Annotated in this window: 22 protein-coding genes and 1 pseudogene; 18 read left to right on the top strand and 5 right to left on the bottom strand. The window is 70.4% G+C overall.

The genetic code is table 11. The annotated features are described in order from the left end of the window. Positions 1 to 762: 762 nt before the first annotated feature. Both ABTZ99_RS07065 and ABTZ99_RS07060 read left to right on the top strand, forming a co-directional pair. Positions 763 to 1,488 (top strand): GAF and ANTAR domain-containing protein, encoded by a 726-nt coding sequence (locus tag ABTZ99_RS07065; RefSeq protein ID WP_499608938.1) that lies wholly within the window; start codon positions 763 to 765, stop codon positions 1,486 to 1,488. Between the two features lie 51 nt (positions 1,489 to 1,539). Beyond that, positions 1,540 to 2,286: a GAF and ANTAR domain-containing protein gene (locus ABTZ99_RS07060; RefSeq protein WP_499608936.1), complete on the top strand. Its 747-nt coding sequence runs from the start codon at positions 1,540 to 1,542 to the stop codon at positions 2,284 to 2,286. A gap of 186 nt (positions 2,287 to 2,472) precedes the next feature. Here the strand turns inward: ABTZ99_RS07060 and ABTZ99_RS07055 are convergent, their stop codons facing one another. Then, complete coding sequence (locus ABTZ99_RS07055) at positions 2,473 to 3,339, bottom strand: hypothetical protein (protein WP_499608935.1); 867 nt, start codon at positions 3,337 to 3,339, stop codon at positions 2,473 to 2,475. 729 nt (positions 3,340 to 4,068) lie between these two features. Here ABTZ99_RS07055 and ABTZ99_RS07050 point away from each other — a divergent pair. The 4 genes from ABTZ99_RS07050 (at position 4,069) to ABTZ99_RS07035 (ending at position 6,731) form a co-directional block, all read left to right on the top strand. Then, positions 4,069 to 4,518 (top strand): STAS domain-containing protein, encoded by a 450-nt coding sequence (locus ABTZ99_RS07050; RefSeq protein WP_499608933.1) that lies wholly within the window; start codon positions 4,069 to 4,071, stop codon positions 4,516 to 4,518. Positions 4,519 to 4,616: 98 nt separating this feature from the next. Further along, on the top strand, positions 4,617 to 5,711 hold the full coding sequence (locus ABTZ99_RS07045) for an NsdA family TPR-like regulatory protein (RefSeq protein WP_499608931.1): 1,095 nt from the start codon (positions 4,617 to 4,619) through the stop codon (positions 5,709 to 5,711). A gap of 238 nt (positions 5,712 to 5,949) precedes the next feature. After that, on the top strand, positions 5,950 to 6,204 hold the full coding sequence (locus ABTZ99_RS07040) for a hypothetical protein (RefSeq protein WP_499608929.1): 255 nt from the start codon (positions 5,950 to 5,952) through the stop codon (positions 6,202 to 6,204). Between the two features lie 101 nt (positions 6,205 to 6,305). Then, complete coding sequence (locus ABTZ99_RS07035; protein WP_499608927.1) at positions 6,306 to 6,731, top strand: DUF5994 family protein; 426 nt, start codon at positions 6,306 to 6,308, stop codon at positions 6,729 to 6,731. 85 nt (positions 6,732 to 6,816) lie between these two features. On the opposite strand, the gene ABTZ99_RS07030 is transcribed toward ABTZ99_RS07035, so the two are convergent. Further along, entirely contained in the window at positions 6,817 to 7,359 is a 543-nt protein-coding gene (locus ABTZ99_RS07030) for a hypothetical protein (protein WP_499608925.1), read from the bottom strand. 270 nt (positions 7,360 to 7,629) lie between these two features. On the opposite strand from ABTZ99_RS07030, the gene ABTZ99_RS07025 reads away from it, so the two are divergent. The 3 genes and pseudogenes from ABTZ99_RS07025 to ABTZ99_RS07015 all read left to right on the top strand — a co-directional run. Beyond that, positions 7,630 to 8,562 carry an acyl-CoA desaturase gene (locus ABTZ99_RS07025; protein ID WP_499608923.1) on the top strand — a complete coding sequence of 311 codons (933 nt, stop codon included), beginning with the start codon at positions 7,630 to 7,632 and terminating at the stop codon, positions 8,560 to 8,562. Next, positions 8,559 to 8,798, top strand: a complete 240-nt coding sequence (locus ABTZ99_RS07020; RefSeq protein ID WP_499608920.1) for a hypothetical protein — start codon at positions 8,559 to 8,561, stop codon at positions 8,796 to 8,798. Before ABTZ99_RS07025 ends, ABTZ99_RS07020 begins: the two co-directional genes overlap by 4 nt. Positions 8,799 to 8,829: 31 nt before the next feature. Beyond that, a pseudogene (locus ABTZ99_RS07015) lies at positions 8,830 to 9,150 on the top strand (transposase); the annotation flags it as partial. A gap of 960 nt (positions 9,151 to 10,110) precedes the next feature. Here the strand turns inward: ABTZ99_RS07015 and ABTZ99_RS07010 are convergent. Further along, positions 10,111 to 10,992: a hypothetical protein gene (locus tag ABTZ99_RS07010; RefSeq protein WP_499608919.1), complete on the bottom strand. Its 882-nt coding sequence runs from the start codon at positions 10,990 to 10,992 to the stop codon at positions 10,111 to 10,113. Between the two features lie 155 nt (positions 10,993 to 11,147). On the opposite strand from ABTZ99_RS07010, the gene ABTZ99_RS07005 reads away from it, so the two are divergent. Both ABTZ99_RS07005 and ABTZ99_RS07000 read left to right on the top strand, forming a co-directional pair. After that, on the top strand, positions 11,148 to 11,720 hold the full coding sequence (locus ABTZ99_RS07005; protein WP_499608917.1) for a transposase family protein: 573 nt from the start codon (positions 11,148 to 11,150) through the stop codon (positions 11,718 to 11,720). A 17-nt stretch (positions 11,721 to 11,737) separates the two neighbouring features. After that, entirely contained in the window at positions 11,738 to 12,259 is a 522-nt protein-coding gene (locus tag ABTZ99_RS07000) for an integrase core domain-containing protein (RefSeq protein WP_499608914.1), read from the top strand. 253 nt (positions 12,260 to 12,512) lie between these two features. Here ABTZ99_RS07000 and ABTZ99_RS06995 read toward each other — a convergent pair whose 3' ends face one another. Continuing rightward, on the bottom strand, positions 12,513 to 13,136 hold the full coding sequence (locus ABTZ99_RS06995) for a hypothetical protein (RefSeq protein WP_499608912.1): 624 nt from the start codon (positions 13,134 to 13,136) through the stop codon (positions 12,513 to 12,515). A gap of 258 nt (positions 13,137 to 13,394) precedes the next feature. On the opposite strand from ABTZ99_RS06995, the gene ABTZ99_RS06990 reads away from it, so the two are divergent. From ABTZ99_RS06990 to ABTZ99_RS06965, 6 genes are all read left to right on the top strand, one after another. Beyond that, the gene (locus tag ABTZ99_RS06990) at positions 13,395 to 13,613 is read left to right on the top strand and encodes a hypothetical protein (protein ID WP_499608910.1); all 219 of its coding nucleotides are present in this window, start codon (positions 13,395 to 13,397) and stop codon (positions 13,611 to 13,613) included. Between the two features lie 1,248 nt (positions 13,614 to 14,861). Beyond that, entirely contained in the window at positions 14,862 to 16,004 is a 1,143-nt protein-coding gene (locus ABTZ99_RS06985; RefSeq protein WP_499608908.1) for a hypothetical protein, read from the top strand. Continuing rightward, positions 16,001 to 16,465: a hypothetical protein gene (locus tag ABTZ99_RS06980; protein ID WP_499608905.1), complete on the top strand. Its 465-nt coding sequence runs from the start codon at positions 16,001 to 16,003 to the stop codon at positions 16,463 to 16,465. The genes ABTZ99_RS06985 and ABTZ99_RS06980 overlap by 4 nt, the downstream gene beginning before the upstream one ends. A 5-nt stretch (positions 16,466 to 16,470) precedes the next feature. Then, entirely contained in the window at positions 16,471 to 17,742 is a 1,272-nt protein-coding gene (locus ABTZ99_RS06975; protein WP_499608903.1) for a cytochrome P450, read from the top strand. Next, positions 17,730 to 18,671 carry a UbiA prenyltransferase family protein gene (locus ABTZ99_RS06970; protein WP_499608901.1) on the top strand — a complete coding sequence of 314 codons (942 nt, stop codon included), beginning with the start codon at positions 17,730 to 17,732 and terminating at the stop codon, positions 18,669 to 18,671. The genes ABTZ99_RS06975 and ABTZ99_RS06970 overlap by 13 nt, the downstream gene beginning before the upstream one ends. Continuing rightward, a complete protein-coding gene (locus ABTZ99_RS06965) occupies positions 18,668 to 19,900 on the top strand; it encodes a cytochrome P450 (RefSeq protein ID WP_499608899.1) in 1,233 nt (410 codons plus the stop codon). The genes ABTZ99_RS06970 and ABTZ99_RS06965 overlap by 4 nt, the downstream gene beginning before the upstream one ends. 357 nt (positions 19,901 to 20,257) lie before the next feature. Here the strand turns inward: ABTZ99_RS06965 and ABTZ99_RS06960 are convergent, their stop codons facing one another. After that, positions 20,258 to 20,800: a hypothetical protein gene (locus ABTZ99_RS06960; protein WP_499608897.1), complete on the bottom strand. Its 543-nt coding sequence runs from the start codon at positions 20,798 to 20,800 to the stop codon at positions 20,258 to 20,260. 566 nt (positions 20,801 to 21,366) lie between these two features. Between ABTZ99_RS06960 and ABTZ99_RS06955 the strand changes: the two genes are divergently transcribed. Then, positions 21,367 to 23,091: a recombinase family protein gene (locus ABTZ99_RS06955; RefSeq protein WP_499608895.1), complete on the top strand. Its 1,725-nt coding sequence runs from the start codon at positions 21,367 to 21,369 to the stop codon at positions 23,089 to 23,091. Positions 23,092 to 23,359 lie beyond the last annotated feature (268 nt).

The following is a 23,359-nucleotide window of genomic DNA, read 5'->3' as shown; positions in this document are numbered from 1 at the left end:
ACCCGGCGGGGACGGGGCGCGACGCTCGGCCCGCTCCCGGGCGAGCCGGGCGCGGATCCCCGCGAGAGGGGATCCATCGCGCCGAGGCAGCTCACCCGTCGAGGTCGACCACGCCGGCGAACGGAAGGGAGATGACCGGGCGTTCCCCGGGACCGGGCCGAGCCCGGCGACAACACTCCCGCGGTGCTCGCGGGTGTACCGTGTGACGCACCGAAGGCGCGTCGAAGGCCGGCGTTCGAGCCGGCGTCGCCTTGGGCGCACGACGAGTCCGGCCGATCGAGCCGGAGGCGGGAACGCCGAGTTGACCTCGAACCAGTCAGGTCTCCCCACCACCGACCCTGCCACCGGGACGCGCGGCCCCCTCGACCGTGCTCGGTCGCCGCGGTCGACCGACCGGGAGGCGTGCGGGCCGTGGCGGGAAGCGCGCCTCTACGGGCACCAGGCCGCGTCGTGACCACCTCCACCCCGCCGGAACCGCCGGTGACGCCCCCGGTGGCCACCGCACCCGAACCGCCGACCGACGACACCGCGCTCCGCGGACCGCTGTGGCGCAGGCGCGTCCGGGTGAACGTGAGCCGCCGGCGGTCGCGCCCCGCTCAACGCTGACCGGTACTCGGTCGTGCGCGCAGGACGGTGGAGTACCCGACTGGGTGGCCTGGCGCATCCGGGTGAACAGCACGGGAACACCGTTTGCCGGCGCGCGGAGTGAGACGATAAAGGTCCTGTTCCCGTCGCTCTACTCGATGACCGGAGGGGCTCCGGGTGGCCCGGTACACCACCAGTCGGTTGGTCGAGGTGAGCCGCTGGATCGCGGAGGAGGCCACCGAACTGGACGTGCCCGTCTCGGTCGGAACCCTCTGCCGGACAGCCGTGGCGCGGTTGGGTGTGAGCGGTGCCGTGCTGACGGTGGACACCTCCGGTTGGCCGGAGGTCGGGTGTGCCACGGACGCGCTGGGTGAGCGCCTGGCCGAGTTGCAGGTGACGGTGGGCGAAGGCCCGGCCGTCGACGTCTGGCGCGGAGGTGGCCCGGCGCTCGTCGCCGATCTCGACGCCCTGGCCGGCCAGGCCCGGTGGCCCATGTTCGCGCCGCTGGCCGTCGAAGCCGGCGCGGCCGCGTTGTTCGCGCTGCCGCTGTGCGTCGGCGCGATCCGGGTCGGGGTGCTGTCGCTGTACCGGCTCGAAGTGGGCCATCTCGACGCGGCCACGCTGCTCGACGCGTTGGCGTTCGCGGAGCTGGCCCTGAGGCTGCTGCTGGACGAACAGGCGGACTTGAACGCGGCGGGCGACGGCGGGGCCGGCCTCCCCCTGCACAACCCGCAGGTGCACCAGGCCACCGGGATGGTCGCGGCCCAGCTGGGCCTGGGCATGGCCGACGCCTTCGCCCACTTGCGCGCACGGGCGTTCGCCGAGCAGGTGCCGCTCGGCGCGCTCGCGTCCGACATCGTGGCCCGCCGACGGCGGTTCGACCGCGACGGGGGACGACCGTGAGCACGCACGGAACACGATCGCACTGTGAGCACACCAGCGGAGGTGGCTGCGATGGACGGTGAACGTCTCGTCGAAACGTTCGTCGAGTTGGCCGACACCCTGGTCGACGACTTCGACGTCATCGACTTCCTGCACATGCTCGTGGACCGGTGCGTCGAACTGCTCGACGTCGACGCCGCCGGTCTGCTGCTGGCCGACCAGCGGGGCAGGCTGCAACTGGTCGCGTCCTCCAACGAGCAGGTCCGGCTGCTGGAGCTCTTCCAGCTCCAGAACGACGACGGCCCCTGCCTGGACGCGTTCGCCACCGGCGCCGGGGTCAGCCACCCTGACCTCGCGGACGCGCACGGGCGGTGGCCGAGGTTCACCGCGGCGGCCACCGAAGCCGGGTTCGTCGCCGTGGACGCGCTGCCCATGCGCCTGCGCCGCGAGGTGATCGGCGCGCTCAACCTGTTCCGCACGCGGTCGGGCGAGTTGGACGCGGGCGCTCTGCGCACCGCCACCGCGCTGGTCGACGTCGCCACCATCGGCCTGCTGCAACAACGCTCGATCCACCACCACCAGGTGCTGACCGAACAGCTGCAATCCGCGCTGAACAGCCGGGTGATCGTCGAACAGGCCAAGGGGCTGGTCGCCGAACGCCTCCAGGTCGACATGGACACCGCGTTCGCCGCGCTGCGCGGCTACGCCCGCGGGCACAACCTCAAGCTGAGCAGCGTCGCCCACGACGTCATCGCCGGCGACATCGACACCCCGCACCTGCTCAACGCGCCCGACGGCGCCAAGCAACTCCGACGCTGACACCGACCACCTCGCGCCCCTCGGCGAGGCCGTGTGCCGGACGAGATCCGTGTCCTTGGCAGTCCGCCCCGACACGTGCGGGTCCCCGCCGGAGGTGGCCGGCGGGGACCGCGTCGGTCGCGGTGCGCGGTCAGGGCAGTTGCGGTAGCGCCGGTTCACCGGGCAGGGGGTGCCGCCGACGGTCGGTCACCCGGTGCAGTTGGGGACCGCGGGGGTGCTGCCGACGCAGTTGTTCGGGGTGTTGGCGGTGATGGGCGAGTTCGTGGTGGTCATGGTGCCGTTGCGGCGGTAGACGCCGCCGGACTGGCCGAGGGCCGCGAGCGCGTGGTTGTCGGTCACGGCGGTTTGGGTGAGCGTCGTCGCGGTGGCGTCGACCGCGGAGATCCCGCCTCCCCGGCCGGCGCTGTTGCCGGTGACGAACAGCGGGCTGCCGGAGACGCCGGTGACCGTGAGCGTGCCGCGCCGGCCGTTGTAGAGGCCGCCGCCGTCGCCGAGCAGGGTGGTGTTGTTCGACACCGGGCTGTTGGTGAAGGTCGCGGCGGGCGCGGTGCCGGTCGGGGTGTCGGCGTTGGCCAGGCCGCCACCGTTGCCCGTGGCGGTGTTCCCGGTCAGGGTGCTGCCGGTGAGGGTGACCGCGCCGCGGTTGAGGATGCCGCCGCCGTGGCCGACGACGTTGCCGCCGGTGAAGGCGACACCGGTGGTCAGGGTGAGGTTGCCGGTCGGGGCGACCTCGGCGATCCGGAGCCCGAGGCGGAGCAGCGAGGCGTTGGTGACGGTGGCGGGGCCGACCATCTCGATCGGGGTGGTGATGACCGGCAGCGCGTTGGACGCGCCGCCGTGGGCGGCGGTCATGCGGTAGGTGCAGCCTCCCGCCAGGACGAGGGTGTCGGCGGTGGAGGTGGAGTTGGCCAGGTTCACCGCGGACACCAGGGCGTTCTCACTGCACGCCACCGGAATGGTGATGGCCTGCGCCACCAGGGGCGCGGCGACCAGGCCGCCGGCCACGACAGTGGCGCCGAGCAGAGCTTTGGCGGTAGTGCGGGTGTGGTGCATCTCGATTCATTTCCTGGAGCATGGTGGTTGATGACCCGAGCGGAGCGCCGCGGTCGTGAAATGAGCGTCGTGCGCTCACTTGAGCGCGGTTCGAGCCGGAAGGAGTGGTGTTCATCCGCCCGAAGCAGAGACCCCGGCTCGCGACCTTCCTCCGTGGTCGAAGCTGGAGGTGTCGCGCCACCGGGGTCCGGGGTAACGGAGTTCAGCCTATACCCCCGTCCGGGCGATCGGCGTCATGTCGCCCGAACGGGTGTATCGCTCGCTTTGTGAGCTCACGAATGCGAATCGTCCTCGATAAGAATTCGATCGCGGGGTCGGTGGACCGCGGCCACCAGCCGCCGTCGAGCCGGACCTCCGCTCCGGAGCGCGGTTCCAGCACCCACCCGCACGCGAACCCGTGCTCGGCTCGGACCGGTCCGCAGGTCGTCTCGGTGTCCCCGCCCTCGCCGGTCGAGCCCCGCCGGTCGCCGTGGTGCGCCCAGGGCGGCGGCTCGGGCGGCGACTCGCGATGTGCGCGGGCACGCGCCGCACAGTACGCCGAAAAATTGTCGGGAACCGGTATCGGTCACATTTCCCTCGACCGCTCGCCGCATCGGTCGAAATTTCTTGGAAATTTCACCCGGAGAGGTTTGGAACGGCCTTGTGCGGGCTTCTCGCCTGGTCCATCCTCAAGGCAGCAGTTCCTCCGCCCGGACCCCGCGGACGCCACCTCCAGGTGAGAGGACCCTCATGGCCATTCCCGTCCGCAGTCCCGATCGTTCCCCGTCGCCCGGTGTCGTGCTCCCCTGGTCCGAGCTGCCGCCCGCTCGACTGCTCACGGTCGTGACGCGGGCGTTGTCGTCGTCGACCGTGGTGTGCGCGGTGTCCGGGGAAGTCGACCTCTGGACGGCGCCCCGCCTGCGTGACCGCCTCGCGGAGCAGATCCGCCCGGCCGGCCCGGACCTGGTCGCCGACCTCGGTGAGGTCGTCTTCTTCGGTGCGGCGGGGCTCACCGTGCTGGTGGAGGCCCGGTCCGCGGCCGACGCGGCCGGGGTGCGGTTCTCCCTCGTCGCCCGCACCCGTCCGGTCCTGCGGCCGTTGACGATCACCGGGCTGCACCTCGTGTTCGACGTGTACGCGCACGTCGACGGCGTGCCGGCGCGGGGCGGGCCCCCGCATCACCTGCTCCCGCGGTCCTGAGTGGAGCAGATCGTCGGGCGCCTCCGAGCGGCTGCGGTCCACGGCCCACCGATCCCGCGAGAAGGCACCCGATCGGTTCGTCGTGATGTGGGACGCTGATGGACGCACACGTGTTCGCCCCTGCCCCGGCGGACCGTCGAGCTGTCCGGCGTCCTCGGAGGCACCCGATGCTTCGACCCCGACCCGATGTCCACGTCGTCGCCGGCGGCCCGGTGGACGACCATCTCCCCGAGGCGCCGGGGCGTGTGGGGGCGGCCGATGTCGTGGCGTTGGAGTCGTGCGTGGGCAGGTTGCGGGCGCACGACCACCGGCACGGCGGAGGCCGCTGCGTGGACGAGGCCGTCGGGCGGCTGCCGGCGGCTCTCTCGCTGCTGGAGCGCACCGTCACCGCGCGGATCGGCCACTCGCTGCGCACGGCGGTGGCGGACCTGCACAACGTGGCCGGCTGGGCGTGCTTCGACACCGGCCGGACCGGTGAGGCCCTCCGCCACCTCCGGACGGCGTTGACGGTGGCGAGCGGCGACGAGGCCCTGGTGTCGAACATCCGCTACCGGCTGGGTCGCGTCCACCTGCACCACGACGCGCCGCGATCGGCCATGTCGGAGTTCCAGTCCGCCGAACGGGCGGCACGGGCCAGCGGTTCCGCGCTCGCCCTGGCGGTCGTCGTCGCGAACCAGGCGTGGGCGCACGCGAAACTGGGTTCCCCGGGGCACGCGCTGACGTTGCTGGGCGAAGCCGCCGACCACCACGCGCGTGCGCGGGGCGAGCCGGTCGCGCCTTGGGCGGCCTTCTTCACCGACGTCGAACTCGCGGCGATCGGCGGCACGGTCCACGCGGAACTGGCGCGCATCGACCCGGCCGAGGCAGGCCGGGCCGTGCTGCTGCTGACCAGTGCGGTCGACGGTTTCGGCCCGGACAGGGCGCGCAGCCGGACCGCCAGCCTGATCTCACTGGCCGTGTGCCACTTGCTGGCGGGCCGGATGGACACCGGCACGCGGCTGGGCGAGCAGGCGGTGGACCTGTGCCAGACCCTGCAGTCGGCGCGCACCACCGAGCGGTTGGGCCCCTTGCAGGACGCCGCGCGAGGGCAACCCGCGCACCGGGGCGCCCTCGCGCTCGCGGTGCGGATCCACCGGTTGCGCGTCGTCGACGCCGTCCACGGGTGGCCGGCCGCTGACGTCGGGGACTGGTGACCGCGCGACGGGCTGGAGGCCCGGTCGCGGGTGTGGCCCGTTCCCCCGCCTTCGGATCGGGCGAGGTCGTGGGCGAGGGCCGGTGGTTCCCGCACCGTGGTCGGGTACGCCCCAAGCCTCCACCCGGTCGAGTTCTTCGATGGCCGCCGAGCGGCCTCGACCGAACCGCGAGCATCCACGAAGGACTCTGCCGGTGCGCGGGAAGCCGTCGTCGCCCTCGATCCCGAAAGGCATTGGCATGCCTCGAACCTACGGGTTCCCCAGCACGCAACCCCCGACGCAGTGCGGTCTGCCCACGTTCACCGCCGCGCTGCGCAACCACCTGGTCGCGGTGCTCCCGGGCGGTCGCGGACTCACCGTCGTGCGCTCGTGCGGTGCGCTGCTGCACGGCGACACGCTCGTCATGCCTTACGGCACACGCGATTCGGCCATCGCGGTGCCCACCGCCTCGCTGTCGGCGCCGTTGGCCGCGATGCGGCGTAGGATGGGGTGACCGAGGGTGTTTCGAGTGTCGACGGTCAAGCCGGCTCCGCCTTGGGCGCACGACGACATCCGGCGGGCTCCCTCCGCGTCGTCGGAGACGGGACCTCCAGCATGACCCTCGAACTGCCCACCCCACCCGCCGAGACCCGGCAGCCCGCCTTGCGGTTGTCGATGAAACCCCGCGGCTGCTCCGGCGGCGCGGTCGACGGCGCCTGGTGGCCCCGCTCGGCCGACCCCGCGACCGAGTTCCCGCCACTGCTCGCGGTGCTCGGCGCCGACGGCCGAGTCCGCCGCGTCTCCTACCACCTCGGCTCCTGGCGCCGGGCCGGCCGCACACTCGACGTCGGGGACGTCACCGTGCGGATGGAGGGCTTCCACTTCATCCAGCCCGACACCGTCATCCTGGTCAACGCCGACCACACCCGCATCCGGTTGCTCGTGGTCCCGTCCCCGCGCGCGAACGCCGTGCACGCGGTGCCCGAGGCGCGGGGAACCGTCGACGAGGACCGCTGGGAAGGCGACGGCGGACGGGCCTAGCCACCCAGCGCCAAGCCGCCGAGCAGGACGAGCGCGCCCACCACTTCGGCGGCCGGTAGCCGGTGGCGGGCCCAGCGGGCGAAGGTCAGGTTGACCGCCGCGTGGGCCGCGACGGTCGCCGGGAGCCACCACGGCCCCGCCACCAGGAGCAGTGTCGCGCCGAGGTGGAACGCCGTGGTCGTGGCGCCCCGGAGCAGGACGTGCAGGGGGTGGGTGGCCATGACCCCGCCCTCTGCGCCCAGCAGCTCGGCCGCGCGCGGCCGAGGGCAACGGTGGACTGGGACAGGCCGGTGGCGGTGACGAAGACCAGTTCGGCGACGGCCCGGCCCAGGCCCGCCCACAGGGCGGGGGCGAACCCCGTGACGCCGACCAGCACGAGCAGCAGGCGCACCACCTCGTCGGTCACCGCGGACGCGAAGGCGAGCAGGGCGCGGCCGCGGTCGAGGTCGCGCAGGCGTCCGGCCGAGGCGACCGCGGGCACCCGAGCCGCGAGCGCGACCAACCACCCCAGCGCGCCCAACAGCGCCGTGCCGGCCTGTCCCGCGCCGACCAGGAGCGTGAGCACCACCGCGAGGCCCGCCAGGACGACCAGCAGCAAGGCCGCGCCGGACCGGAGCCTCCTGCCCACCCGGTCGACCCCACCCCGTCACGTGCCGGTCGCTCGATGCGCCAACCGTGCGTCCGGAGCGGGATCGCAGCGCGCGGTAATCGGTGCCGGGTGGTCGAGCGGTGTACCCTCAGGGTGTTCGCGGAAGCCGCTGCCACACCGGTCGGCACGCCGCTTCCCCGTCTTCTCCGGCCGGCCGGCCCGTCTCGGTCCGGACGTGCTTCGCACCGACCCTGGACCGACCTGGACCCGCTCGGCACGGTGTCGCTCTTCCAGTCAGGTAGTGCCTCAATGACCTCGTCGACAACCGCCGCACCGAAACCGCTGCTGGCGCAACCCCGTACCCGGACCGAGATGGTCGTCATCCGGTTGTTCCTGGTGATCCCGTTCGCCGCGTTGATCGCCGCCGTGCCGTTGACCTGGGGATGGGGGCTGAGCTGGGTGGACGTGACGCTCGCGGCGGTGTTCTACACCGTGTCCACCCTGGGCGTGACGATCGGTTACCACCGGTACTTCACGCACGGCGCGTTCAAGGCCAAGCGCGGGCTGCGGGTGGCCCTGGCCATCGCCGGGGGTCTGGCCGCGCAGGGGCCGGTGATCGGGTGGGTGGCCGACCACCGCCGCCACCACGCGTTCTCCGACCGCGAGGGCGACCCGCACTCGCCGTGGCTGTTCGGCACCTCGCCAATGGCGTTGGCGCGAGGCTTCTGGCACGCGCACATGGGGTGGCTGTTCGGGCGGGACAACACCAACGTGGACCGGTTCGCGCCGGACCTGGTGGCGGACAAGGACATCCACATGGTCGACCGGCTGTTCCCGTTGTGGGTCGCGTTGAGCGTGATCGTGCCGACCGTGCTCGGCGGGGTCATCACGTTGTCGTGGTGGGGTGCGCTGACGGCGTTCCTGTGGGCAGGTCTGGCCCGGATCTCCTTCCAGCACCACGTCACCTGGTCGGTGAACTCGATCTGCCACATGATCGGCGACCGCCCCTTCGCCGCCCGTGATCGCTCCGCCAACTTCTGGCCGCTGGCGATCCTGTCGATGGGCGAGTCCTGGCACAACTCCCACCACGCCGACCCGACCTGCGCCCGCCACGGCGTCGACCGCGGTCAGCTGGACGTGTCCGCACGGGTGATCTGGGCGTTCGAGAAGCTGGGCTGGGTGTGGCAGGTCCGGTGGCCGCGCCCGCAACGGCTGGCCGCGCTGCGCGTGGGCAGTCGATGAAGACCGACCGGCTGGTGTCGCGCGCCTGGCGCACCGACGATGCCCAGGCGGCGCTGGCTATCCACGCGCCCGGCCATCCGACGCCGGCTTTCGGCTCGTCCCGCGCCGCCGAGATCCCATCGCCCGCACCGTGGGGAACAGCCGCGTCGACAGCCCACTCGGCACTCACCCGTCGCGCTGCCGACAAGCGGCGTCGCGGCCGGCGTGCGACTTCTGCGATGAAGGCCATGTGGTGACAGCCAGCGGTCAAGGGTGCTCGACCGGCGCGTGCGCGTCGACCTGGTCCTCGACGCCCTGCACGCGGCGCAGCGGACACGGGGCAGCCTGGCCGGGGCGATCTTCCACAGCGACCACGGAGCCCAATACGGCGCCAAATCCTTCGCCGAGGCCTGTCGCGCCGCCGGGGTGACCCGGTCCATGGGCGCGGTCGGCAGCTCCGCGGACAACGCCGCCGCCGAAAGCCTCAACGCCTCCTTCAAACGCGAAACACTGCAAGGCGCCCGGAGTTGGGGCAGCGCAAGGGAAGCGCGCCTGGCGGTGTTCGGCTGGGCGCACCGCTACAACACCCGACGGCGCCACTCCCACCTCACCGGCCCGGCCGTCGCGTTCCCTCGCCGTCGGGGCGCTCGCGGATCGCCTCGGGGCGACGACGTCCGCCCCGCCGATCGACGTCCGCCCCGCCGAGAACTCGGCCACGGACGCGCCGCGCCTCGACGTGCGTTGCTGTGCCCGGGTGGTGGAGTTGGTGCCCGCCACCGCGGTCATTTCCGGTCACTTCCGGTCGCGCCGCCGCGCGTGCTTGGACCGCCGGCACGTGCGCCTCGGCGGGCGCGGGTGGTGATCGACGTGGTGCTGCTCTGGCCGTGGTGGCGGGCTGGGCCGCCGTGCGGGGGCGTCGCCATCGCGACGAGCATCGCGATGCCCGTCGCGATGGCCGATGTGGTGTCCGAGGGAGGTGTCCAGCGTGCCCAGTGGACTGTTCTGGACGCCTGCCGGACGGTGTTCGTACTGGTGAGCGGTCTATCGGCTGCCATGTGTACATGTACGTGCTGTTTCCTCGAGGTGGTCTGTAGCGTCGTCGCTGCACCCCTTCCAGGCAGGGGTGGTGCAGCCCCTTTCGAGCACGGGGTTTCGGGTGGTCCTCCTGGCAGAGGCCACCCCGTGAAGTTGAGCAGGGCCCCGGTGACCCGGGCGGCACACCAGGTACCAGCCCTTGCTCCAGTCGGGTTGCCGCTCGTGCGCGTCGCGGACCTTGGCCAGCCCGCTGGCGGTGTCCACGGCCCGCGCCGCGAATGCGGTCGGGTACTGGCCGGGAATCCCGCAGGCCAACGCCACCTCCAGCAGCGTCTGGTGCCCGAGGCCAGGCGGTGACGGTGTCGGGCACCATGAAGGGTCGGTTGTAGGTCAGGGTCTGCTCGGTGTCGGTGTCGGTGTCGATGTCGGTGTCCGTGCAGGCACACCCGCAGCGGGTGCCCCACCACGCGAGCCGATGTCGACATGTTCGTTCCACACCGCCTTCGGTCGCGCGGGCCCGCTCCCGGGCAGCGCTCAGGATTCCAGGCGCTCCGCGGTGTCGGAGAGCAGGGCGAGGAGCCAGCGCCAGGTTTCCGGGTCGGTGGTGGACAGCGGCTTGGGGGAGAAGAAGTACAGGCGGTTCTCGACGATTTCGATGTTGACCGGGCGTTCGGCGTACCGGGCCAGGAGGTCGGGGGAGAAGAGGGTGCGGTCCAGCAGGGCCTGGATCTCCCCGGCCCTGCCGAACGGCCCGGAGACTGTGAAAGCTTCGGTGCCGGGGCCGCGCAGGTCGGGGTTCCCGAGGGTGGCTCCGCCGGACATGTGCCGAACGCCCGTGCCTTTCGCCCGCGAGGTCAGCAGCAGGTGGGGAAGGTGGGCGTCGAGAGGGGTGGTCGCATAGCCCAAGTGGTACGTTTCCGCGCCGTGGTAGCCGGCCGTGTAGTGGTACTGGCCTATTTCCATCGGACGTGGCCCTTCGATGTTGACGACATCAACGGCGCAGCGGTTGTTGCCGATGTCGAAGACCCCGGCGGGCTGCTCGGGGTCCCTGACCTTCATCCGGTAGCCCATGCCGTTGCGGGCGGCGAACTGCATGATGCGGTAGTGGTCTATCCGCACCCGCCCGCTACCTTTGCGGCCCTGGACGACGACCAGGACGATCAGCCCGAGACCGATCACCAGCGGCAGCAGCCCGAGGAGCCGGACGCCCACGCCGCCGTCCGGATGGGCGCCGGTGAGGTACATGTTGAGCGGGATGCTCAGGAAACCGGAGAAGGCGGCGACGAGCACGGCGAACACGAGTGCGCCGCACGCCATGTCGCGGCCCGGGGGGTCGCCGTTCGCTTTCGCGTGCGCCAATGCCGCAGCCGGGTCGACGGGGGCGGCGAGCGGGGAGTAGTCGAGGTCGTCGGGCACGGCTCACGCTACCCCGTCGAGCGGGCGGAACCTTCCCGGTTGGGCGGTTTTGGGCGCGGCTGAGGCTGTACCTGCCGAGAACTCCATCCACGCAGGTAGAGGGCGTGCAAGGCCAAAGACCTCGAAGCGCTCACAGCACGGCATGATGACCGGCTGTGCTGCTGCGACTGGCCTACCTCGGTGTGACCAACGCGTTCGCGCTACTGCGCCTGCTGCCCGTGACCGATCGGGACAAGGACGTGGAGATCCTGGCGCTACGCCACCAGCTCACGATCCTGGAACGCCAACTGGGCAACGCCCGTCCGCGGTTCTCTCGCGGCGACCGGGCGTTCCTCGCGGCGCTGCTGCACCGGCATCCGGTCGCCACACTTCATCGGCTCCGACTGCTGGTGCGCCCGGAGACGGTGCTGCGGTGGCACCGGGACCTCCTCGCTCGCCGCCACGCCGCCAGGTCCCGCCCCAGGCGGCCCGGTCGACCACGGACCGTACGCTCGATCCGCCTCCTCGCACTTCGCCTGGCACGGGAGAACCCCACCTGGGGCTACCGCCGCATCCACGGCGAGCTCCTCGTACTCGGCATCAAGAGCGCCGCATCCACGGTGTGGCAGATCCTCAAGGACGCCGGATCGACCCGGCACCCGAACGCACCACGACGACATGGTCAACCTTCCTCCGCTCTCAAGCCGACGCGCTCCTGGCCTGCGACTTCTTCGAGGCTTCCATCCTGAACGGCACCCGCCTGTACGTGCTGGCGGTCATCGAGCACGCCAGTCGTCGGGTCCGCGTGCTCGACGCCACCGCGCACCCGACCGCGGCCTGGGTCACCCAAGCCGCCAGGAATCTCGTCATGGACCTCGAAGACGAGGGCCGACACGTGCGGTTCTTCATCCGCGATCGCGACGGCAAGTACCCCGCCCTGTTCGACGCCGTCCTCGCCGACGCCGTCCTCGCCGACGCGGGCATCAAGGTCGTCCTCAGCGGCGTTCGCGTCCCGCGGATGAACGCGATCATGGAACGCTGGATCCGGACCTGCCGACGCGAACTCCTCGACCGCACGCTGATTTGGAACCGGCGGCACCTGCTGCACGCCCTGCGCGAGTACGAGCAGTTCTACAACACCCACCGCCCCCATCAAGGCATCGTCAACGCCCGACCACTACAACCGCTGCCACAGCCGACCACCGACCAAGCAGCGGTCACCCGACTCGACATCCACCGTCGGCAACGACTGGGCGGCATCCTCAATGAGTACCACCACGCCGCCTGACCTGCACGGACGACATTTTCGGCAAGCACAGCGGTCGGGAAGTTGCCGCACGGTTTCGAGTTGTCCGTTCTGGGCGGAGGTGGCAGAGAGCGAACGCCTCGGCCTGCGTTCGGGCACGTAGGTCCGGACTTCGGCGGACCCGCTTTGTCGGGATCTACCCGGTGGTTTTGGGGTGTGGCGTGGCAGGAGCGCACAGCCTCGTTCCCGTCGACCGACCGTGAGATCGACGGTGGGCCAACGTGAGATCTGCCGTTCACAGTGAGGTGATCTCCAAAGGCGCGAGCGAGTAGATACCGGAGACCGTTCCCAGTCCGGCGGTGCACAGCAGCACGTCGGTGGCCGGGCCGGTGAGGGTCTGGACGACGGCGCTCCCGGCGAACAGACCGGAGGTGACCGTGCCGGTGCGGGCGACCACCAGGGCGGCCCCCACGATGGTGGCGGTGAAGTTGACGGAGACGGAGACGGTCGAGGTTTGACCTGTATTCCAGATGATGGTGGAAGTCGAAGAGCCGCTGCTCAGCAGGTCGAGGCAGGACAGTCCCGGAACGGTCGTGGTGCGGAGGGTGGAGCCGGAGGTGATGGCCGGGTTGCTCAACGACACGCACGGCCCGTACTGCGCCGTTGATCGGACGATGACGTTCTGCGGGGTCACCGTGAGCGGCGGCGTGAACGTGTCGTTCTGGCTGCTGGGCGGGGTGCAGGTCACGTCCAGCACCCCGGCCGAAGCCGTCCCTGCCGAACCTGACACGAGCGCCGCCACGGTGAAGACGACCGTCGTCAGGGTGGCAGCGGCGGTGCGGAACAGTTCGCTCGTCATCGCTCTCCATACGGGCAATACCCGCAAGCCTTGTGCGGGCGCACTACCCGCACTGGTCACCCAGGATGCTCCCGTCCGGACGACCCGCGACAGAACCATACGAGCGACTCGCCATGAGACAGCGGAACTGAATCGCGCCAACGAGGTCCTGGAGTCCCCGGCGGAACCCGACCCTCGCGCGAAGGTGATCGACAACGTCGACCGGCCCACACAGCAGTCCGGGGTCGAGCCGGTCTGTCGTGTCCTGCGCCGGGCAGGCGTGCGGATCACTTTCCCGTACTACGCCGCCAAGGGCCTACCCCCGCTTCCACGCGATCGGTGCGCGACGATCGGCTCAAGGGCGAAATCCTGGCCGCCTCGGCGGGAAACAGAGGTTCAAGGCGCACGGAAGATCCGGATCGCATTGCACGCCGCGGAATGACGGTCGCCCGGTGCGCGGTGGAGCGGCTGATGCGCGCACCGGACATCACCGGCGTGGTTCGCGCCCGTACCCGCGGCACCACGGTCCTGGGCGAAGGACGGGTGCGGTGCCAGTGACCTGGTGGGCCGGCGTATCACCGCCGGCGGCCGAACGCGTTGTGGGTGGGGAACTCGACGTGCCTCTCGACGAGCTCGGGCACCGTTGTCCGGGGTGTCGCGGGTGCGTAGTTGTCGCATACCAGGTGCACATCCAGCTCCGCTGTGATGGCCTTGCGCCGCCGCCCACACGGTGTCCCCGACCGGTGCGAAAGGCCTGGCCCTCGCCCGCGTGTGAAAGGCCCAGCACTTCTCCCAGATCGAGCTGAGGGGCACTCGCCCGGCCGTGGTGGGCTCCGATGCCTTGAGGTCGCCGCAGACGAGCTGGTCGACAGTACCTCCGGAACGGTCACCGCGACCGCCCCGCACCGTCTTCGAGACGCTGTCCTCCTCGAGCAGTTCGGCGGCCCGACGGTGGTTGCAAGCCCCTGGGGTGTCCCAGCGGGATTTGCGGTCGCGGCCTTCCGGCGCGTGGATTCGAAGGCCGGTCGCTGGGTCGGTGAAACGCGGCAATCGGTCGTGCGCGGGTGTGAGCGGGGTGGATAACCTCGTCGATCCCCCGGGTCGATGCCGCGGGCCACTCCTCCCGCTGTCCGACGCTGTTCCGTAGGCACCGCCATAGGACTTCCGCATCACCAGGGTGATCCCGGTACGGTTGCCTCGGCGAAGGCGTACAACAGCTTCGCGCCGCACCGCAGCACTCCTGGTCGACCACGGGCAGGAACCGGGCAGGTCCACCCGGACCAGGAGCGGTATCGCGAGGGCATCGCACATCCGCCGCGTCGGCCGGGCCTGGTGCCGGTGTGGCCGGGAGTTCGACCGCTTGACGGATGTAGCGGCAGAGGGCGGCCAGGCCGACGCCACACCCGCTGCCAAGCGGGTGTGGGAGACAAGCGATCGAAGCTCCTGGGGATGGCCTCGCTCTTGGTCGAGAAGTCATCTACCAGGAGCTCGCCGTATCTCCACCGCGGTCACCGCCCACGCCGCCAGGTTGGAAAGGGTTCGATGCCTCACTGGGCATTCAACCTCTGCAGCACCAACCTGGCGCGAGAGAGTGGAAACGGCGAGTTCACTCCTCTGGTGGCTAGCCGACATCGCCGACTGCCACCAGTCTCGAAACGGCGGTGTGCGCGCATTGCAGGCGAACTGTCCACACCGGTTCGGCAGTGCACCGGTCACTGACGTGAAGTCCTGTGATCGCGCCTCTCGATGCGATTCCACCTCAATGGAGGGGAACGCCTTGGCCAGCCTGCAGCGAGGAGGACGTCGATGGATGTCGACGAGCGGGCTGAGGCTGGAGGTACGGCGGTAAACGCAGTGCTGGACCGGCTTTCCTCGCCGCCGTATGGGCAGACCACGCCGTCACCGTACGAGACCGCGCGGTTGGTGAGCTTGGCCCCGTGGCTGGACGGGCATGGGCAGCGGCTGCGCTTCCTCGTCGCGACCCAGCGGTCGGACGGGGGCTGGGGCGGGGCCGACGGTTATGCGGTGGTGCCGACGCTGAGCGCGACCGAGGCACTGCTGACCACGCTGCGCCGCCACGGTGCCCGAACCGACGGACTCCCGAATCGGGCCAGGCTGACGGAAGCGGCCAGGAGGGGCCTGGACGCGCTGATCGGCTGGCTCGGCCCGGACAGGAGACTGTCCATTCCAGACACGATCGCGGTTGAACTGCTCGTTCCGCAGATGGTTCGTGCGGTCAACGACCACCTCGATGCACTGGCTGCCGATCAGTGGCAGGCGCTCGGCCCGTGGTCGCGTGACCACAAGCGGCTCGGTCTGCCCAATGGAATGGATGATGGGACCGTCACCTCGGCGCAGAACGCGTTAGCGCGCGGCGCGCCGGTGCCCGTCAAGCTATGGCACTCGCTGGAATTCCTTGGTCCGGGCGCACGGGGTGTGGCACCGGTGGAACCGACCTGTGGCGTGGTGGGTGGCTCGGCCGCGGCGACAGCGGCCTGGTTGGGTGGCCCGGACGTGCCCGACGTGGAACACCGGGAGTCACTGGCCCACCTGCGGAGGTTGCAGGCGTGGCACGGCGGGCCGGTGCCCGGCGTCTGTCCGATCACGGTGTTCGAGCACGCCTGGGTGCTCATGGCGCTGGCCGACGCGGTGCCGGACCTGCAACCCCCTCACGGGGCGATCGCGACGTTGCACGCCGCGATCGGGCCGGACGGCGCACCCGCGGGACCCGGCTTGCCCGCCGACTCCGACGACACCGCCGCCGTGCTGTACGTCCTCGCACGTCTGGGCAGCCCGCGTTCGGCTGACTGCCTGTGGCGGTACGAGGGCCCGGACTGCTTCGAGTGTTTCACCGGTGAGCGCACACCGTCGACGAGCACGAACGCACACGTCCTCGACGCCTTGGTCGCGGCGCGTCCAGTGAGCCCACGCGTCGGCAGGCCGCGGTGAACCGGATATCCGGATGGCTGCTCGACCACCAGCGGGCGGACGGCTGCTGGTGGGACAAGTGGCACGCTTCGCCCTACTACGCGACCTCCTGCTGCGCCGGGGCGCTTACCAGAGCCGGTCGGTCGGACTCGTCGGCCGCGATCGGCCGAGCCGTCGCGTGGGTGCTCGCGACCCAACGCCCGGACGGCTCGTGGGGTCGCTGGGCGGGCACCGCCGAGGAGACCTCGTATTCGATCCAGACCCTGCTGCACTGCGGCGGTTCCGCAGACCCCGGCGTCGTCGCGCGTGCCGTGGCCGACGGGTGCGCGTTCCTGCTCCTGAACGGCAGTCCGGACGATTACCCGCCGCTGTGGCACGATAAGGATCTCTACGCACCGGTCAACGTGATCACGGCGGTCCGTATCGCCGCGCTCCGTCTGGCATCCGCGCGCCCTCTCATCGCCAACCTGATGGACGAGTGACCGGGATGGCAATCGTGCGCAACGTCGACAGGATTTGGTACGCGGCCCGGCCGCTGAGGTTCCTGGACGAGCGCGCACACGACCAGAGCGGGATAGTTCCGCTGACCCCATCCCGTCTGCTGGTCTCGGACCCCGGTGCGCTCGGCCGGATATTCCGGACCGACCGGAGCATGCAGGTGGACGGCACCAGCACCTTGGGGCCGCTGGTCGGGCAAGCGTCGTTGTTGTTCGCCAACGGCCCGAGGCATGAGGCGTACCGCAAGGTCCTCGGTCCTGCCCTGCGTGGCGGGCCGTTGCGCGGGTACCGCGGAATGATCGCCTCGGCCACGGAGGACGCCATCGCGGAGCTGGTCCCGGGGACAGTGTTCAGGCTGCACGACTGGACCAGGGCGCTCACCCTCCGCATCATCGGCCGGATCGTGTTCGGTGAGCTGGGGGACGAGCCGCTGTCGTCGTTCACCCGATGGGTGGAGGGTGCCCTCGGTTCCCGTGCACGCACCCTGTGCTACCGCTACGGGCGTGTGCCATTGCCACTGCCGTCCGCGTGGCACACGTTCCTGGGCCGCAGGAGGCGGCTCGGCGAGGAACTGGTCGCCCGGGCGTACCGGTCGGCCGCCGCGGGCGGGCCGTGCCTCGCCGGTCTGCTCGTCTCGGGTGCCGGACCGCTGGGTCCGCTCGACGACGACGAGCTGCTCGACCAACTGGTGTCGCTGCTGTTCGCGGGACATGAGACGACGGCGTCCTCCATCGCGTGGACGCTGTTCTGGCTGGACCGGCACCCCGCGATCCGGGCCGACGTCGCGAGTGAACTGGCCGCTGCCCGGGGTGACGGTTCGAACGCCGCTGACGTGCCGCTGCTCGACGCGGCGTGCCAGGAGGCACTGAGGCTCACCCCACCGGCCACGGTCGCGGGCAACCGGACGCTCACCGAACCCACCGTGCTGGCCGGCAGACCGATGGCTGCGGGCACCAGGCTCACGCCGTGCGTGTACCTCGCCCATCGCCGCCCCGACCTCTACCCTCACCCGCATCGGTTCGACCCCGATCGGTTCCTCAACCAGCCGCCCTCCAACCAGTACCTGCCCTTCGGCGGCGGCGTCCGCCGGTGTCTCGGCGCCGACCTGGCGACGTTGGAGATGCGCATGATCGTGACCGCGGTGGTGCGCACCCTCCGGTTCCGATGCGTCAATCCGGAACGGGGCGTGCCCCAACTGCGGGGGCCCGCCATGGCACCTCGTGCGGACCTGCGCGTGGAGGTGACGACATGCCTGCGGTGAACACCGGTCAGATCGGCTATTGGCGGGCCATCCGCCGCGTGCACCGACTGGAGTACCCCTTCGCTCTGCACTACTTCTGCCATGCCTCGTTGGGTGCCTGCTTCGCCGTGACCGAACCGGCGGACCTGCTCCGGGCACCGGTACTCGTGACGGTGCTGGCGAACGCGGTCCAGATCCTCTCCCAGGGACCGCTCAACGCCGCTGTGGACGTGGCCGGGGATGCGGTCAACCCGGGCAAGAGTGGTATCGCCGCGGCGGTCCTGAGGTCCGGACCCGCGCACGTGGCGGCCTGGGGGCTCGCGGAGATGACCGTCGCCGTCGCGGCGTGTGCCGCCGTGGCCCTCCACCTGAACCGCCCGATGGTGGTGGTCCCCGTGGTCCTGTCCAGCGCGTTGCACCTGATGTACAACGTGGAACCGGTCAAGCTGAAGCGGCGTGGCATGGCCAACCCCGCCTACTTCGGGCTGACCTTCGCCGTGCTGCCGTTCCTGTCGACGTTCGCCGCGGTGCGGTCGGACTGGCCCGCGTGGACCTGGCCGCTGTGCACGGGCCTGGGGGTGCTGATGATCGGCCGCACGGTGTGGTGGGCCGTCCCGGATCGGGACGCGGACGCGGCCGTGGGGGCGCACACCCCGGCGGTGAACTACGGCGCCCGGCGCGCCTTGCTCGTGGCCTGCGCGCTGACCGCGCTGGGACTGGCCGGTATCGGCTGGGGCCTGTGGTGGGGCCACGGCGCGGTGTGGGCCGTGCTCGGCGTCCTGACCGCCGGGCTGTTCCTGGTCGACGTCCTGCGCCTCACGACCACGACCGCGGATGACCGGCTTCCCGACGAGCGGCGTCTGCGCAAGCGCACGCTGACGATCGTGGTGGTCTCCGATGCCGTGCTCGCGCTGTTGCCCTTTGCCGCCGTCACGGGAGCAGGGTCATGACGACCACCGAACCGCCCGACGTCCTCACCAGAGTGCTGCAACCCGATCTCATCGCCGACCCCTACCCCTACCTGGCATGGGTCCGCGAGCACCACCCGGTACACCGCGCCCCCGCCGGTTTCCACCTGATCACACGGCACGCGGATTGCCGACGGGTGCTGGAGGACGTCGAGTCGTTCCGCGGCCCGCGACCCGACCAGGTCGACGCCCTGTTCCCACTGGCCCGGCGTTACCGCTCGATACGGATGGCGACCCGGACGCTGACGATGAAGAACCCGCCCGAGCACACCCGACTGCGCAGGCTGATCAACCGCGAGTTCACCCCGCGCGGAATCGCGCGACTGCACCGGAACGTGGTGGGGATCTGCGATCGGGCACTGGACGTCGTGACGGAACCGCTGCGCGACGGGGCCGTAGTCGACCTGCACCACGCGGTGTCGCTGGCCGTCCCCACCGAGGTGCTCGCCGACCTGTTCGGGTTCCCGGAGTCGGACAGGGCGTGGTTGTTCGGGCACTTCGAGGCCATCCTGACCTCCTTCGTACCCGGTGCGTCCGAGCGGGCAGTAGCGGCCGCGGAGGCGGCCAACGCCGAGGTGGAACACTACATACGGGACCTCGTCGCCGCGTGCCGGGAGGAACCGGGAAGAGGTTTGCTCGCGACCTGGGCATCGGTGCACGACGACAATCCCGATGAGTTCACTTACGACGAGCTGGTGGCCATGCTGTGGGGCATGATCGCAGGTGGGGTCGCCACCGTGGCGGCCGGGATGAGCAACGCGGTGCTCACCCTGTTGCGCAGCCCGGAGACGTCCGGTTGGCTGCGGGACGGCGAGCACGAGGCTGGTCGGTTCGTCTCCGAGGTGCTGCGCCACCAGTCGCCGTCGTTCGTGTCCGGGACACCACGGTACGCGGTCCGCGACGTCGAACTCTCCGGGGTCACCGTTCCGGCCGGTGCTGAGGTGCGGACCATGTTGAGTTCGGCACACCGCGACCCCGCGGTCTTCCCCGATCCCGACCGGTTCGATCCGACTCGCGACCTTGGTCAAACGCTGGTGTTCGGTCGCGGCATCCACTACTGCCTCGGTGCCCTCCTCGCTCGGATGGAGATCCAAACCCTGCTGCCCGTGCTGCACCACCGCCACCCGGACCTCGCGTTGGTCGGCGAGCCCGTGTGGCGACCAACCCTGCCGGTGCGCTCCTTGCAACGACTGCCCGTGGCCACCGGCTGACTGGTCCGCCGAGTTCCACCTCCAGCGGCGGGTTCTTCCGCTGGAGCAGCTCGACCTCGTTGACGAGCCCTCCGGTGGCTCCGTCGCCGTGTCGAGCAGGGCGGCGAAATAGGGCTGTCGCTCGTGGCAGAACGCGCCGACCAGGGACACGCACGCGCTTTCCGCCGTTGCACGCTAACGGCATCGGCGCCGGTCCCCGGCCACGGTGCGGCAACCGCCCGGACTCGTCAGCGAAGCACAGCCACGTGTCCCGGGCCTTCGCTCTTCTCCCACCTGGTGCCGACTCTTTCTCACCCACCACCAACCCGGGCGAAGGATCAGCAGCGACGGAACCGACAACTGGACAGACCTTGAAGCTCAGAGCGAGGTGATCTCCAGGGTGACGAGCGAGTAGATGCCGCTGACAGTGCCCAGGCCGACGGTGCACAGCAGCACGTCGGTGGCCGGGGCGGTGAGGACCTGGACGGCGGTGCTCCCGGCGAACAGGCCGGAGGTGACCGTGCCGGTGAAGGTGCTGACCAGGACGGCACCTGCGGTGGTGGCGCTGCTGTTGCCGGCGATGGTCGAGGTCTGGCCGGTGTTCCAGGTGATGGTGAGGGTGAAGGACCTGGAGCCCAGCAGATCGAGGCAGGATGCGTCGGAGACGGACCCGGTGGTGGTGCGGGAGCCGGAGGTGATGGCCGGGTTGCTCAGCGACACGCACGGCCCGTACTGCGTCGCGGCGCTGAAGGCGAGGGTCTGCGGCGTCATGGTCAGCGGCGGGTTGTAGGTGATGTTGTTGCTGCTGGGCGGCGTGCACGTCACGTCCAGCACCCCAGCCGAGGCTGTCCCGGCCGGACCCAGTGCGGCCAGCGCCACTGCCGAGACAGCTGTCATCAGGACGGCGACGGCGATGCGCAACGTTTGATCATCATCAGCTCCATCCCGGCGGTACTCGAACCCCGTGTAGGCACGAGCACGTGCCAGGCACCCAGGATGGACCCGGCCGGACGACCCCGACAGGACCGAACGAGCGACCTCGCACAAGCATCCGGCCCCCGCCGTTGCACCGCCGTGTTCCCGGGTGTGACCCAGCCGTGGTTCCTGATCGGTTGGTCGATGGGGAGCGCGTCGACCGGCTCGACTTCGAGCAAGCTCATCGTCACCACGTACTGATCCTCACCTGGTTGTACGGATCCGGGTTACTGGATGATCGCGCGTCTCAGTAGCCCGGAGGACAGCCCACGATGCCGGAGCGATACCCACCCGAGTTCCAGCGCAAGGTGCTCGACCTGGTCGCGTCCGACCGCCGTGTGACCCAGGTCGCGGCGGACTTCGACATCAGCGACCGGATGCCGCGTGCTTACCGACGATTCAGGCGGCTCGGATTGCTCCGGTCGAGCGCATCTCCGTAGTTCTTTGTCATGGTGGAGAGGGCACCTCGTCACCCCGGCGTCCATTCCCGTTCCGACGTCGAGGACCATGCCATGACGGTGTCCGACCTGCCACGCCCGACCACGCTCGCCGAGTGGATCGCCGCGACCATCCCGCCGGGCATCCCGGCGATGGACGCCACGTCGGTCGGAAGTATGCGGTTCCTGTTCTACGGGCGTGCTTCCACCCATGAGCACCAGGATCCGCGCACCTCGCGGGCATGGCAGCTGGATGTCTCGCGCAGGCTCACCGGCGGGCACGGCGCGATTGTGGGGGAGTACTTCGAGGTGGGGTGTTCCCGTCAGGTGCCGTGGCATCTGCGGCCTCGGGCAGGGGCGATGCTGCGGTACATCGCGGCGAACGCGGATCGGGTCGACGCGGTGGTGGTCGGTGAGTACGAGCGTGCGTTCCTCGACGGCGTCCAGGTGCGAGAACTGCGGGCGGTGTTGGAGCGGTACGGGGTGCAGTTGTGGTTGCCGGAGGCCGAAGGGCCGGTGGACTTCGACAATCCCGCGCACGAAGCGCTGCTGGCGCTGCTGGCGAAGCGCTCGCTCACGGAGGTGCTGCGTTCCCGGCACCGGGTTTTCACCGCGATGCGGATGCAGACGGTCGAGCAGGGGCGCTACCTGGGTGGCAGGCCGCCTTACGGCTACCGGCTGGTCGACGCCGGTCCGCATCCGAATCGGGCGTTGGCGCGGCGCGGAGTGCGGCAGCAGCGGCTCGTGCCGAACCCGGCCACCGCTCGCGCCGTGAAGCTGATCTTCGCCTTACGTCTGGCCGGACACAGCGCTGCGGGCATCGCCCGCTACCTCAACGAGCAGGCCGTGCCCAGCCCGTCGAGCGCGGACGCGGAACGCGACCAGGGGCGGGTCGATCCGGGTTGGTCGCTGCGTACGGTGGTAGAGATCCTGGGCAATCCCCGCTACACCGGTCGTCAGGTGTGGAACCGCACGAGTGCCGACCGTGCCACCCGCTCGCCGAGCGGGCGTCGGACCAGTGTCCGTAACGAGCAGCACGTCTGGGCGATCTCGACCCGCATCGCCCACGTGCCGCTGGTGTCCGAGCAGGACTTCGTCACCGCCCAGACCATCCGGGCCGCCAGGAACAGCACCCGGCAGGCCGACGCTGACCGAGGCGAGTGCGTTTACCTGTTGGCGGGCAGGCTGCAGTGCGGGTTGTGCGGGCGGAAGATGGACTCGCATCGTTCCCACGGTCGTGCCGCGTACCGTTGCCGTCACGGTCACACCAGCGCCCGCACCCGACCCGAGGGCGCGCCGGGCAACCTCTATCTGCGCGAGGACCACCTACTGGCACGCATTGCCGCACACCTCACCGCCGTCGGCATCGCCGACAACCCAGACCCGGAGCAGACCGCACGCCTGGTCGACGAACTCGACCTCGTCTTACGCTGCGACGTCGCCGGGGTCGCTTTGCTCGATCGCGGCACCACGGGGCGAGCGCGCACACCACGCAGGCGCCTGGCACCGCAGCCTGTCCATGGCAGGCCCGGGACCGGAGATCATCATGGAAAGGCAGGCGAACAACTCCTGCTGACCTTGAGTGGTGCGACGGCTTCGGCAGCGGATCAGCCCGATGCGCCCGCAGGCCGAGTCGAGGCACCGGCTCACACAACCCGCTCCCCGCACCAGCCTCTCTGGCGACCGATCCGCCCGGCAGCACTCCAGCGTCGGCACCGGCAGACACCCTACGAGCAGCGACCATCAGGTAGGGTCGAAGCAGGGTCGGGAAACACAAAGCCCCACGAGACTCCCAGGTGACCTGGAAATATCTCGCGGGGCAAATTATGTGTCCGATGCCCGAACACGCACCTGTGGGAAGTTTCCCACTCCTCTCGAAGGGGAGTGGCTCATAAGCCCAGCTTAGCAGGGGTTTGAGGCCTCTTCGCAAGAGTGGGGAACTTCCCACCCCAGTTTTCATCCAGTGAAATGACTCGTTCCGGAACCCGTCACAATGGGTCACCACCAGGCGCATCAGATGCCGAATTTCCTCCGAGGTCGATCAGTCAGTCGTCATTCTGCTGAAGGT

This window comes from Actinosynnema sp. NPDC002837 (genome assembly GCF_040295345.1).
GTDB lineage: Bacteria > Actinomycetota > Actinomycetes > Mycobacteriales > Pseudonocardiaceae > Actinosynnema.
The sequence above is the reverse complement of the archived record's forward strand: the minus strand, read 5'-3'. Positions and strand labels throughout refer to the sequence as shown.

What these genes read in the sequence shown, in the direction of transcription:
- ABTZ99_RS07020 (WP_499608920.1), top strand. Translation starts at nt 8,559, where the DNA reads ATGAAGACCGACCGGCTGGTGTCGCGCGCCTGGCGCACCGACGATGCC.
- ABTZ99_RS07025 (WP_499608923.1), top strand. Translation starts at nt 7,630, where the DNA reads ATGACCTCGTCGACAACCGCCGCACCGAAACCGCTGCTGGCGCAACCC.
- ABTZ99_RS07055 (WP_499608935.1), bottom strand. Translation starts at nt 3,339, where the DNA reads ATGCACCACACCCGCACTACCGCCAAAGCTCTGCTCGGCGCCACTGTC.
- ABTZ99_RS06970 (WP_499608901.1), top strand. Translation starts at nt 17,730, where the DNA reads ATGCCTGCGGTGAACACCGGTCAGATCGGCTATTGGCGGGCCATCCGC.
- ABTZ99_RS07035 (WP_499608927.1), top strand. Translation starts at nt 6,306, where the DNA reads ATGACCCTCGAACTGCCCACCCCACCCGCCGAGACCCGGCAGCCCGCC.
- ABTZ99_RS06965 (WP_499608899.1), top strand. Translation starts at nt 18,668, where the DNA reads ATGACGACCACCGAACCGCCCGACGTCCTCACCAGAGTGCTGCAACCC.
- ABTZ99_RS07060 (WP_499608936.1), top strand. Translation starts at nt 1,540, where the DNA reads ATGGACGGTGAACGTCTCGTCGAAACGTTCGTCGAGTTGGCCGACACC.
- ABTZ99_RS07045 (WP_499608931.1), top strand. Translation starts at nt 4,617, where the DNA reads ATGGACGCACACGTGTTCGCCCCTGCCCCGGCGGACCGTCGAGCTGTC.
- ABTZ99_RS06955 (WP_499608895.1), top strand. Translation starts at nt 21,367, where the DNA reads ATGACGGTGTCCGACCTGCCACGCCCGACCACGCTCGCCGAGTGGATC.
- ABTZ99_RS06975 (WP_499608903.1), top strand. Translation starts at nt 16,471, where the DNA reads ATGGCAATCGTGCGCAACGTCGACAGGATTTGGTACGCGGCCCGGCCG.
- ABTZ99_RS07050 (WP_499608933.1), top strand. Translation starts at nt 4,069, where the DNA reads ATGGCCATTCCCGTCCGCAGTCCCGATCGTTCCCCGTCGCCCGGTGTC.
- ABTZ99_RS07040 (WP_499608929.1), top strand. Translation starts at nt 5,950, where the DNA reads ATGCCTCGAACCTACGGGTTCCCCAGCACGCAACCCCCGACGCAGTGC.
- ABTZ99_RS06985 (WP_499608908.1), top strand. Translation starts at nt 14,862, where the DNA reads ATGGATGTCGACGAGCGGGCTGAGGCTGGAGGTACGGCGGTAAACGCA.